Raw genomic sequence first — 12,163 nt, forward strand, 5'->3', positions numbered from 1 at the left:
TTTTAGCCGAATCCCCGGATCCCTTTGATTTCTTGATTCCCCTTACACCAGCTGAAGAACAATCACCAATAAAATGAACAATAGACAAATCAGCAGCCACTCTTTCTGTCTCTCATCCAGCATCCCAAGCCCTCCGCCTTCGGTATTCAGCCCTTCGCCATTTTATGCGGGAGAGACTGTTCGAGGTGCCTGTCTGAGCGCCTTTTTCCAAAATGGACATCCCGCCCGTATTGGTTCATACTAATAACATATTGAAAGGAGCGAATAGGCACATATGGAACAGAAAACACTTGAATTATTTAAACAGCTGACAGAGTTCCCGTCCGTATCGGGGTTTGAGCGCGAGCTTCGGGGTTTTGTCAAAAACAAATTGTCAGCCTATACCGAAGAATTTGTTCAGGATCGTCTGGGCAGCTTGTTCGGCGTGCTGCGCGGTGACGAAAGCGGACCAAAGGTTATGGTTGCCGGTCATATGGACGAGGTCGGATTTATGGTTTCCGGCATCAGCGACAAAGGCATGATCTCCTTCCAACCGCTTGGCGGCTGGTGGAGCCAGACGATTCTGGCCCAAAGACTTCAGGTTATTACCCCTAACGGTCCGGTGAACGGCGTGGTAGGCTCGATTCCGACTCACCTGCTCGATGAATCGCAGCGCAACAAACCAGTCGACATCAAGTCCATGTATCTGGACGTTGGCGCGGACAGCCGTGAAGAGGCCGAAAGCTTTGGCATCAAAATCGGTATGCAGATCGTGCCGGTATGCGAATTCACACCGCTGTCCAATCCGAAGAAAATCATGGCCAAAGCCTGGGACAACCGCTACGGTGTCGGTTTGGCTATCGAATTGATGGAGAACCTACATAAGGAAAAATTGCCAAACGTGCTTTACGCCGGCGCCACTGTTCAGGAAGAGCTCGGCCTCAGAGGCGCACGCACAGCAGCGAACCTGATTCAGCCGGATATCTTTTTTGCTTTGGACGCCAGCCCGGCCAACGACATGACCGGAGATCGTCAAGCTTTCGGCCGTTTGGGCGACGGCGCTTTGCTGCGCATCTTTGATCCGGGTATGCTGACGCACCGCGGTATGGTCGAATACGTGGAGGATACAGCCTCCACCCACAAGATCAAATACCAGTATTTCATTTCCAAAGGCGGCACCGATGCGGGACAGGTTCATCTGAGCGGTATCGGCGTTCCATCAGCCGTGATTGGCATCTGCTCGCGTTACATCCACACCTCTTCTTCGATCATCCACACGGATGATTACGCGGCAGCTAAAGAGCTGATTACGAAGCTGGTGCGCGGTCTTGACCGCACTACGCTGAACACGATTCTGGAGCGTGCTTGATCTATAGCGTGCTTGATCTGCAACGAACCCCATTTTCGCAAACCTAATCTAATATATAGAAGGTTTATAAAAATAATGGCAGCCGGCAGGGATACCCCGCCGGCTGCCTTTTTCTACGCGGACTGCAGCCCATTTAAGGCTGCTGCTCCATCACCAGCTGGAAGGACGGCCAGTCTTTCCAGAGATTTGTTCTCGCCCAATCGATATGGCCCTCGTTATCAAACTGCCGAAATACGCACTCAATATGAAAAATAAGATTCAAATACATATCGTACATCCGCTTCCGCTTCACACTTCCCGGCGTTTCCGGCAGAGGCCCGTAGCCCTCCAGAAAAGCCTGCGAGTCTACAATCGAGCGGAAATAATATTCCATAAGCGGATCGCCCCATAAAGCCCGCTCACAGTCGATAATGCCCGTAATCCGCCCATCGTCCACAAACACGTTACCGTCCCACAAGTCCCAGTGGACCAAACGAGGTTCTTTTACTTCGGAGAGGCTGGCCCGTCCCCGCTCAAAAGTTCTGCGGATCTCATCCGCTTCGGCTGGAAGCTCGCACCCCACATCCGCCGCGTCAAGCAGCAAACCTTCGACCATGTTCAGGAAACATTCGGCCCAATCGCCGCTCCGGGATTCCGGATTCGCCAAATAACCGAATTGAGTGCCGGCAATACCGTTGATTGCTCTATTGATCCGTCCCAGCTCTCGCTGCACCTGCTCGGCCTGCTCCCGTGGAAGCTGTTCCTTTATTTTATTAAACGGTTCGCCCGTCAGACACTCCATTACAAAATATTCGCTTAGAGCCAGCGTCCGGCTTGGATCATACCCGTAGACTTCAGGAACGGGCACTCCAGCCTCACGGAGCTTTAACAGCGCTTTCACTTCAGCGTTCATCATATTTCGCTCATAGCGCATGCAGTGTGCGCCTTGAGGAGGCCCGACCTTCAGGATCACCGTCTTCCCCTCCCGGCTTGAACGCAGGGTAATCCGGTAGGCCGCGTTAAACCAACCGTCCTCCAGCTCCTGGGAGTGGTGTATAACCGTCTGCTCGTCAAAAATATGCCTAATCAGCTTCTGCAGCTGCTCCTCAGTCAGTTCTGCTTTTGTTGCGCTCTTCATGCTAACTCCTCCGTCTCTTTCGGAAACAAGAAAACCGCCAGATGAGCAACATTCTTCATGCTGGCGGTTTCCTCCCCTGTCTTCTTAACGAATACTATATAAGAAGAGCTGGGAAATGAAAATGCTTTCTTTTGAGTTTTTTGCTTCGCTATCGTCCTAATTCTGTTCCGGTAACGGCCTAGAGCTGTTCCAAAATCAACACGCCGCGTCCCGGGATGGTGGTTGTTCCTGCCAGTTCGGCATCACTGAGCAGCTCCTTAAATTTGTTCCCGCCCAGTTCGAGCTCGGAAGCTTCCGCGTTATGGTTGAGGACGAACAGGAAACTTCGTCCGTCTTTATAACGTTCAGCCGTTTCCACGCCTTCCGGTGTGACTAGCAGCGGCTGGATGCCAGCTTCTTCGCAGAGATTGGCCAGGAAGCCTTTCATAAAGGACTCATCCGGGCTGCTAGCCACATAATAAGCTTGGCCTTTACCGAATTTATTGCGGGTCAGCACCGGCATACCTTGATAGAAATCCTGGCCGTATTCCGCCAGCACCTCTGCGCCTTCCGCATGCACCAGATCGCACAGCAGGCCGCATTCGTAGCTGTCTTTCAGGCCTCCCCACTGCTGCTTCATCACAATCTCGTTGCGCTGATCCGGGAACAAAGCGTCGATCTCTTCGGCCCAGATGCCGAGTACCTTACGCAGCTCTCCAGGGTAACCGCCCAATGTCACGATGTCGTTCTCATTTACGATTCCGCTGAAGAAGGTCGTCACGAAGGTGCCCCCTGCTTCCGTAAACCGTTCCACCTTATCTGCGAAACCGGCCTTCACCATATACATGACAGGCGCGATGACCAGATCATATTTGGAAAAATCCTCCTCCACCCCGATCATGTCGGTCTGGATGTTCAGATCAAACAAAGCGTGGTAGAACTTATGCACTTCCTTAACATAGTCGAGGGCGACGGAAGGCCCGCTTGTCAGATCGGTTGCCCAGCGGTTCTCCCAGTCATAGACGATCCCTACTTTGGCCCGGCTTCGGGCATCCAGCAGCGTGTCACCCAATTGCTGCAGCTCATGGCCCAGCTCCGCGCATTCGCGGAATACACGGGTATTCTCATGGCCCACGTGTTCAATAACCGCACCATGGTATTTCTCGCAGGCGCCGACCGAACGGCGCAGCTGGAAGAACAGCACCGTATCCGCGCCACGGGCCACCGCCTGATAACTCCAGAGGCGCATCACGCCAGGGCGTTTCAGCGAGTTGTACGCCTGCCAGTTCTGCTGGCTTGGCGTCTGCTCCATCAGCATAAACGGCTGGCCGCTCTTCAGCCCGCGCATCAGGTCGTGGGTCATGGCCGTGAAGCTGACCGGGGTATCCAGCGCCGGATAGTTGTCCCAGGACACGACGTCCAGATATTTGGCCCACTCGAAATAGTCCAGCTCCGGATAGAAGCCCATCAGGTTCGTCGTTACGGGAATATCCGGCGTATGCTTTTTGATGGCGTCATACTCCAATCTGTAGCACTCCAGAATACTCTGCGACATAAAGCGGCGGTAATCGAGGGACATCCCCTGGAAGTTGCTCCGGTTGTGGCCCCATTCTTCGCTCAGCTCGCTAGGCGGAATAATCTCTTCCCAATCGTAGAAGGTATGCCCCCAGAACCGGGTATTCCACGCTTTGTTCACGGCGTCCAGCGTTCCGTATTTCTTTTGCAGCCAGACGCGGAATTCAGCTGCGCAGTTCTCACAGTAGCACATGCCGCTGTATTCGTTGGATACGTGCCAAATCAGCAGGGCAGGGTGTTTCTTGTAGCGTTCCGCCAGCTTGCCGGCGATCGCTTCCGAATATTTACGGTAGGTCGGCGAATTTGGACAGGAATTGTGGCGCCCGCCGAACTGGCGTTTATGCCCGCTTTTGTCTACCCGGCGTACATCCGGGTATTGTCTGGCCATCCAGGCCGGATGCGCGCCTGTGCTCGTTGCGAGGCAGACATAAGTACCGCTTTGGTGCAAACGGTCCATCTGCTCATCGAGCCAGGCAAAGTCATATTCATGTTCGCTGGGCTGATTCAGCGCCCAGGAGAAGACGTTAATTGTGGCGACATCGATGCCCGAAAGCTTAAACATTCTTTCGTCTTCCTTCCAGACCTCCGGTTCCCACTGTTCCGGGTTATAATCGCCGCCGTACCAGATTTTAGGCAGTTTGGAATTGATCATTTTGCGCTGCACATCCTTTTATATATAATTATATTATCATTGTAATACCGCTTTCATCGGCTTTAAATATAAGATAATGGAGATTCGATATAAGAATATGGAAACCAAATAGAAATTGAGGTTATGAAGGTCATGAATACGCAAATTCACCGCAGATTCGTCTTCACGCCGGCCGGGGAACAGTCCCTCCCTCTCCAGGTAGAGAGTGCCGGCTTTAATCCCAGTCAGGAGGAAATCGTCCGCACCTCAGGTTATCCGCTGTACCACTGGATTCAGACCGTGGAAGGCGAAGGACTGCTCACGATGGGGCAAAGTAATTACCTCCTGCCTCCAAACAGCGGAATGCTGCTGTTCCCAGACGAAGCTCATCGCTATCGCGCAGAAGATTCCCCATGGAGTACTTTATATCTGACCTTTGGCGGCCCGGCGGCGGCCGAAATCGTTCATGCGTTTGGCATCCGCGAATCGGCCTTTTTCAGCTGGGAGCCTGACGCCGGACTGCCCGGATTGCTTTGGGCTATGCTGGAGCGGCTTGAATCCGGAGAAGACACCTTTGGCCTGGAAGCTTCCTCCGATACTTACCGCTTTGTCGGCCTGCTCAGCAAATTTGGTGCTCTACACCATAACAAAGCCATTACCCGCAACCTTGAGAAGCTGCAGCCCCTGCTTAGATGGATGGATGACCAGCTTGCCAGCCCCGAGGTTGGACTTGCCGATTTCGGCGCAGTGCTGGGTGTCTCGGGGCGGCATTTAAACAGCCTGTTCCGCGAAACCTTTGGCGTTTCGCCTTATGCCTATTTCCTTCAGGTAAGGCTGCGCAAAGCTAAAGAACTGCTTGCCGCAAGCCGCGGAAGCACGATCAGTGAAGTCGCCCGAGCCACAGGCTTCCGCGATCCCAGCCACTTCGTCGCTACCTTCCGGAAGACCGCCGGCATGACGCCCGATCAGTTCCGGAAGCTGCATTAAACAGCTTTGATCCAATACGTATATCCGGCTTCAACTTCAAAGCGATATTCCCAAACAGGCTCCCGCCCATTCGCCGAATCATCGGTAACATTCGGAAGGTTTGTCTCCGCATGTGAAACAGACCGGCTTCCCTTCTCTTCGGAAGAACCCGTCAATGTGGCGGTTATTGTTAAAGCTTCGCGGCTGCGAAGGCAGCAGGTTCCGGTCTGCGAAGATTCAATGGCCGCAGAAGTCAGCCTGCCATCCGCCCATTCCAGCGCAGCCGTATAGCCGCCCCGCGCTCGCAGGCCGGCAGCGCAGCCCTGCTCCCAGGCCTGCGGCAGGGCTGGGAGCAGATCAAGGCAGCCTCCATGGCTCTGCAGCAGCATTTCGGCCATGCCCGCGCCGCCCCCAAAGTTGCCGTCTATCTGAAACGGGGGATGCTCATCGAATAAGTTCGGATAAGTAGAACGCGATAGCAGCGTTCTAAGGAAGCCGTACGCCTGCTCACCGCCCTTCAGCCTGGCGTACAGATTGATCAGCCAGGCGCAGCTCCAGCCCGTATGACCGCCTCCCCGGGCAACCCGGCTGTCCAGCGACCGCCGGGCCGCTGCAGCAAGTTCCGGCGTTGTCTCCGGCGTGATCAATTCGCCTGGATACAGGCCATAAAGATGCGATACATGCCGATGCCCCGGTTCAGCCTCCGCAAAATCTTCGCTCCATTCCCGCAGACGGCCGTCCGGGCCGATGCCGGGAATAGCCAAGCGTCCCGCCGCCTGCCGGATCTCCTCCAGCCACGCCTCACGAATTCCTAAAATCTCCGCCGCTTGCTGACAAGCGCCAAACAGCTCGTTAATCAAGGCCATGTCCATCGTCGTTCCGGACGATACGCTGCAAGCCTCACCGTCCCGGGTCAGAAATTTATTCTCGGGCGAAGTTGAAGGCGCCGTTGTCAATTGCCCGTCCGGTCCTTCGATCAGCCAATCCAGCGCGAACAACGCCGCCCCCTGCATCAACGGGAAAGCCGTAGTACGTAAATAGTCTTCATCCGGCTGAAACTGATAATGCTCCCACAGATGACGGCAGAGCCAAATCCCGCCCATCGGCCAGAAAGCCCAGCTCGAGTCGCCGTCCGAAGGACCGGAAGACCGCCAGAGATCCACATTATGGTGCGTCGTCCAGCCTTGAGCTCCATATTGGATCAGGGCCGTCCTCGCTCCGGTCACGCTGAGATCCTGAATCAGGTCCAGCAACGGCTCGTGGCATTCGCTCAAATTGGCGGTTTCCGCAAGCCAATAATTCATTTCCGTATTAATATTGGTCGTATAATTGCTGTTCCATGGGGGCTGCACATGGGGATTCCAAATGCCCTGCAAATTGGCCGCCTGCGTGCCCGGTCTTGAACTGCCCATCAGCAGGTAACGCCCATATTGAAAATAAAGCGCCTCCAGCTGCGGGTCCCTGCCGCCTTCGCGATAACGGGCAAGCCGCTCATCCGTGGGCAGCCGCTCCGCTTCCGGGTGCGAGCCCAGCTCCAGCGTTACCCGGCGGAACAACCGGCGGTGGTCTTCCAGATGACGCTGCAGCAGCACATCCTCTCTCAGCTCCGCTGCACTTCGCAGTGTTTCGGCATTCCGCAGCGTCCATTCCGGATTCTCGCCGGGCGCACGGTCAAACCCGGCAAAGCTGGTTTCGGCAGCAAGCAGCAGCGTCACTTTCGAGGCTCCGGCGACATAAAGAGTTCCATCCCCGGTCACCTCGGCCGTCCCTGCGTCCAGAACGGCCTGCACCCGGACCTCAAAAGATATGCCTACTCCCTCTTCGTACAGCACCGATTGAGGATGGTTCCCGAAATAGTTATCGGCTATATGGCTGGGGGCCTTGCCGGTCATCAGCAAGTGACCTCCAGCCCCCTTCCGGCAGCTATACATTAACGGTGAATCAAGCAGCACACTTAGATCAAATGGCTGCCCGTCTCCTGTCTCCAACCGCACAATCATTACTTGATCTACCGCGCTGACAAACGCTTCACGGGTGTAACATCTTCCGTTCAACTCATACACCGTTCTGGCGATTCCGCTGTCCAGATCCAGTTCCCTGGAATAAACTGCACCAGGCTGAATTTCGCCGGCAGCCTCCGGATGCTCCAGATGCAAATGGCCAACCGGCAGATAGGATTCCGTACGCCCGCCCAGCATGTGGCGGTTCATCAGCTCTTCCGCCTGTTTATATTCCCCGGAGAAAATCAGCTCCCGCGCCTGCTTTAAATAGCGGATCGCTTCATAATTCGCTTGATCCCGCGGGAATCCCGACCAGAGCGTATCTTCGTTCAGCGCAATCTTTTCTTGGGCCGTCCCTCCGTATACCATCCCGCCGATCCGTCCGTTGCCGACAGGCAGCGCTTCTTCCCAGCAGGAAGCGGGCCGGTTATAATAAAGCTTCCATTCCTGATTGTGTGCCATAGGAATTGTCTCACTCCTATCCTCTTTTAGCTGCAGTAAAAGCCCGAACCAGAGGAACGGGCCTTTACTGAGCGTTTTTAATTTGATGAATCTTTAACCTTTAAACTTTAAACTTTAGATATACCAGTGCCGATTATTGAACGTCTTTACCGGTAAAGAGAGAAACTCTCGCTTTCACAAGCTCGGTATATTCCGCTTCCATCTGCTCGGCGCCGGCTTTATTCAGATCGGCGATAAAGCTATCGTAAACTTTGTCAAAGTCAGCCGGCTTAGCCAATACCGCTTCCGGAATCCGTTTACGGATGATATCCTGCGTTTTCTGGTAAATCACCTGATAGTCGCCATCCGTAGGCACCGGCATATTGTAAAGGGCGCCCCACTCTTTGACAGGCAGATCTTTTTCACTTGGGAACAGATCTTTCCAGGTTGTTGCGTTATAAGCTTTCAAAGCTGCTTTCTCCGGCTCGGAGTAGCTGGCTACGATTTGCTCTGGGAAGTTCGTCGTGTAGTAGTTGCCCGTAGAATCCTTCACTCCGTCGCCAAAGTTAGGACCAAATATCCGGTACAAGCCGATGCCGGATTCTTTCGCAAAGTTGTTGGCATCGTTGACTTTTCTGTCCTGAATATCCTGAGGAATTACGCGTTGACCGTTTGCATCCACCGTGTAATGTTTACCTTCAATGCCCCAGTTTCTGAGTACCTGGCCTTCATCGGAAGCAAGCCAATCCATGAATTTGATGGCGCGCACAGGGTCTTTGCAAGCCGTTGTGATGCTGATGCCGTAACCGTCAAGACCTGCGGATTGCAGTTCATGATCTTGTGTCGATCCGTCCAATTGAACCGGGAAATGCGCGTAAGTGTAATCGTTTTTGCCTGCTGTTTTCAAAGCATTTTCGGCATTTTGGTATTCCCATTCCTGAGAAATCAAGCCGAGTACACGGCCGCTGGAGATTTTGGCCTGATACTGGTCGTCTTTCTGTACAAACGTGTCTTTGTCCAGCAGTCCTTCGTTGTACATTTTGTTCAGCCAGCGGAAATATTCTTTCTCTTCCGGACGTTTGTAGTGAAGCATAGCTTCATAGGTTTCCGGGTTCACGTAATATTCGCCGTCATCCGGAGCGCCTGTGGCGATAAACGCCGGGTTCGTTACGGTAATCATGATTTTCCAGTCGTCAGCGTTCAGCGTCAAAGGAATCGTAGGTTGACCGTCTGTAGTCGGGTGTTTAGCCACATAGTCCTTCAGCACTTTCTCGTAATCGTCCAGCGTTTTGATTTCCGGATAACCGAGCTCCTCCAGAACACGAAGCTGCACTTCGAAACCGCCGGTCGCATCAAAATATTCGTTGTCGACACCTACGTTAGTTGGAATGGAATAGATCGCTTCATCGTCATTGCTGTATTTCATACGGTTCATGCTGTCCTTCATCATCTCTTTGATGTGCGGCGCATATTTGTCGATCAAATCCGTCAGGTCAATCACCGCACCGGCATCAACGAGCTTGCCCAGCTCGCCTTTAGCAAAAATCAAATCCGGATATTGGCCGCTGGCCGCCATCAGGGCGATTTTACTTTGGCCGCCGCCGCTGCCCACATCGTATTCAGCATTAATCGTTACGCCTGTTTTGGCCGTAATTTCTTTCCCTACATCATCCTGCATGTTGTTCCAGTTCGGGCTGGTATCTGCACCAAAGAAACTGAAAGAAACCGGTGAGGTATCATCTGCGGAATTGGATGCGCTGCCTCCATTTGAAGAAGCATTGCCTGCATTGCTGTTATTTCCGCCTCCGCAGCCACTCAGCAAAAGTACGCCAGCCAGCGTCAGAACGGCAAGTGATTTTGAATTTCTCCACTTCATTCTACTTTCCCCCTAGAAAAATTGTACGAAGCTTGTCATTCCTTGTCACACCTTGTCATACCATGAAGCTTATATTGTACATCAGGCTGATGCCTGGACATACCTTTGTTTATACTCTGATTTCCTTCGCCACAGCCAATCCTTGCCTAGTTATCCATGCCTTAGCGGATTAAGCCTTCACCGCACCCAGCGTCATCCCGCCTACGAAGTACTTTTGCAGGAACGGATAAACAATCAGAATGGGAAGGGTAACGACGATGGTGATGGCCATTTTAATCGATTCAGGTGAAACGTTAGCCATCTGGTTCGCCAGATCGTTGGCATTGGTCATCGCGCTGCCTTGATTCGTGCTGTCCAATATTTTCATCAGCTCGTATTGCAGCGTGGTCAAGCTAGGTTTGTTGCCGTTATAGAGATAAGTATCAAACCAGGAGTTCCATTGGCCCACCGCCAGGAACAAAGCGATCGTGGCCAGCACCGGCTTGCACAGCGGCAGAATGATTTTGTAGTAGATCACAAAATCATTAGCGCCGTCCAGTTTGGCCGATTCCTGCAGGGCATAAGGCAGGCCGTCGATGAAAGAGCGGATCACGAAGACGTTAAATGCGCTGACCATGCCGGGCAGGACATAGATGCCGAAGGTGCCGAGCAGGTGCAGGTCGCGCATCAGGATGTAGACCGGAACCATGCCGCCGGAGAAATACATCGTCATCGCCAGGAAGACCGATACGAAGCGGCGGCTCCGGAAATCCGGCCGGCTCAGCGTATAAGCCAGCATGGAAGAGCTGATCAGCCCGAGCAGGGTGCCGATGACCGTCCGCAGGATTGAAATTTTAAAACCTTGAACCAGTGAGGTATAACCAAAAATCGTTTTATAATTTTCCAGCGTAAATTCTCTAGGCCAGATGTAGATTCCGCCCCGGACCGTGTCGGTCGAATCGTTCAGCGAGATCGCCAGCACGTTCAGGAACGGATACAGCGTGACCACAAGCACCAGGCCGAGAAGGATGTAGTTGATCACGTCAAACGTCCGCTCGCCTTTGGTTGCATTAAATGCCTTACTGCTGCTTGCCATACTGCCCACCTCCTACATGATGCTTTCTTTCGCGAATTTTTTGAACAGACCGTTGACGCTAAAGAGCAGGATAATGCTGATAACTGAGTTGAACATGCTGATCGCCGTACCATAAGAGAAGTGGGCGATTTTAATTCCGTAATTCAGGGCGTACAGGTCGAGCACCTGCGAATAATCCGTTACGAGACTGTTGCCGAGGAGCATTTGCTTCTCGAAGCCGATGCTGAGCAGATGCCCGATCGACATAATGAAGAGAACCATTATGGTAGAGCGGATGCCCGGGATCGTAATGTTCCAGATTTGCCGGAAACGTCCGGCCCCGTCCACACGGGCGGCTTCGTAAAGCTCTTTATCGATGCCGGTAATAGCGGCCAAATAAATGATGGCGTTCCAGCCGGTTTCCTTCCAAATATCGGAAGCGGTTACAATCCCCCAGAACCAAGTCCCTTTAGCCATGAATTGAATCGGCTCATCAATAATATGGAGCCAGACCAAAAGCTGGTTGATGATGCCGTCCATCGACAGCAGATTCGAGATAATGCCGGCTACGACTACCCAGGATACAAAGTGAGGCAGATAGGAAACGGTTTGCGTCACCCGTTTGAACGCCATACCACGAAGTTCATTAAGCAAAATCGCAAACACAATCGGGACAATAAATCCGAAGATCAGTCCCAGCACACTCATCGCAAGCGTGTTTCGCAGCACCAGATAAAACTGATCGTCGTGAAACAATCTTGTGAAGTTATCGAAACCCACCCATTTCTGTTCGCTGAAGGATTTGGCCGGCTTGTAGTTTTGAAAAGCCATCGTCCAGCCCCAGAGCGGCAGGTAGTTAAAGACAAACAACCAGATCACAAAAGGTAAGGACATAAGATACAAATACTTCTGCTGAATCAGGGTCCGCCAAATCCCTTTTGGTCTCTTGGGCGGCAGCCCGGCCCGGCTTTCATTTACAGGCAAATTCGAATGCTTTCGGAACCCTTTCCACCTTGATTTCTTGTTCTGTTCACGTTCCGTAGGCACAGAGGATACGCTTTCGTTCGTGGATGCCGAGTTGGCTGTTAGCGTTTCCATTGCATTACTCCCCCTCTCTGCTATGCCTTCATTCTAGCTTGTAAGGGCTTTCAGAAATACCCGACAGATTGGAGAAAA

At 52.9% G+C, this 12,163-nt stretch carries 8 protein-coding genes; 2 read left to right on the forward strand and 6 right to left on the reverse strand.

The window, feature by feature from the left end:
• The first annotated feature begins 274 nt into the window (after positions 1-274).
• Entirely contained in the window at positions 275-1,348 is a 1,074-nt protein-coding gene (locus CBE73_RS07290) for a M42 family metallopeptidase (RefSeq protein WP_094093674.1), read from the forward strand.
• 133 nt (positions 1,349-1,481) lie between these two features.
• Here CBE73_RS07290 and CBE73_RS07295 read toward each other — a convergent pair whose 3' ends face one another.
• A complete protein-coding gene (locus CBE73_RS07295) occupies positions 1,482-2,465 on the reverse strand; it encodes a phosphotransferase family protein (protein ID WP_094093675.1) in 984 nt (327 codons plus the stop codon).
• A 178-nt stretch (positions 2,466-2,643) separates the two neighbouring features.
• Positions 2,644-4,671 (reverse strand): beta-galactosidase, encoded by a 2,028-nt coding sequence (locus CBE73_RS07300; protein WP_094093676.1) that lies wholly within the window; start codon positions 4,669-4,671, stop codon positions 2,644-2,646.
• A gap of 123 nt (positions 4,672-4,794) precedes the next feature.
• Between CBE73_RS07300 and CBE73_RS07305 the strand changes: the two genes are divergently transcribed.
• The gene (locus CBE73_RS07305; RefSeq protein ID WP_244905530.1) at positions 4,795-5,637 is read left to right on the forward strand and encodes an AraC family transcriptional regulator; all 843 of its coding nucleotides are present in this window, start codon (positions 4,795-4,797) and stop codon (positions 5,635-5,637) included.
• Here CBE73_RS07305 and CBE73_RS07310 read toward each other — a convergent pair.
• From CBE73_RS07310 to CBE73_RS07325, 4 genes are all read right to left on the reverse strand, one after another.
• Positions 5,634-8,078 (reverse strand): glycoside hydrolase family 95 protein, encoded by a 2,445-nt coding sequence (locus CBE73_RS07310; protein WP_094093677.1) that lies wholly within the window; start codon positions 8,076-8,078, stop codon positions 5,634-5,636. The genes CBE73_RS07305 and CBE73_RS07310 overlap by 4 nt on opposite strands.
• Before the next feature lie 133 nt (positions 8,079-8,211).
• A complete protein-coding gene (locus CBE73_RS07315; RefSeq protein ID WP_094093678.1) occupies positions 8,212-9,933 on the reverse strand; it encodes an ABC transporter substrate-binding protein in 1,722 nt (573 codons plus the stop codon).
• 169 nt (positions 9,934-10,102) lie between these two features.
• Positions 10,103-11,008, reverse strand: a complete 906-nt coding sequence (locus CBE73_RS07320) for a carbohydrate ABC transporter permease (protein WP_094093679.1) — start codon at positions 11,006-11,008, stop codon at positions 10,103-10,105.
• Between the two features lie 12 nt (positions 11,009-11,020).
• On the reverse strand, positions 11,021-12,085 hold the full coding sequence (locus tag CBE73_RS07325; RefSeq protein ID WP_094093680.1) for an ABC transporter permease: 1,065 nt from the start codon (positions 12,083-12,085) through the stop codon (positions 11,021-11,023).
• Positions 12,086-12,163: the final 78 nt, after the last annotated feature.

The organism is Paenibacillus physcomitrellae, from assembly GCF_002240225.1.
Taxonomy (GTDB): Bacteria; Bacillota; Bacilli; order Paenibacillales; family Paenibacillaceae; genus Fontibacillus; species Fontibacillus physcomitrellae.